This is a genomic window from Acetobacter sacchari, assembly GCF_017377715.1.
GTDB lineage: Bacteria > Pseudomonadota > Alphaproteobacteria > Acetobacterales > Acetobacteraceae > Acetobacter > Acetobacter sacchari.
Genome location: NZ_JAFVMF010000089.1, coordinates 1 through 261, shown reverse-complemented (window position 1 = coordinate 261; position 261 = coordinate 1). Strand labels below are relative to the sequence as shown.

The following is a 261-nucleotide window of genomic DNA, read 5'->3' as shown; positions in this document are numbered from 1 at the left end:
ACATGGGGCATGCATCCTCAAGGCGAAAGTAGATAACCGCTGCGGTAGGCCTCTGAGCCTGCCACATGGCCGATGACCATCCCGGCCGTGGCCATGCGGCGTAGCGAGCGGGCGTAAAGCAGGCCGGCCTTGCGGCAGTGCACAGGCGTTACGCAGTCAGTAATGGGGTCGATGATTTCGGCGATCAGTTGCCCGGCCTCCAGGTATTCGCCGGGTAGGGCGCTGAACACCAGCAGGCCGCCCACCGGCGTGGCCACGGGT

1 protein-coding gene is annotated in these 261 nt (G+C 65.1%); it reads right to left on the bottom strand.

Annotated features, from left to right (window positions below):
* Positions 1-17: 17 nt before the first annotated feature.
* On the bottom strand, positions 18-261 hold a 244-nt coding region (locus J2D73_RS20370; protein ID WP_456304365.1), incomplete at its 5' end, for a hypothetical protein.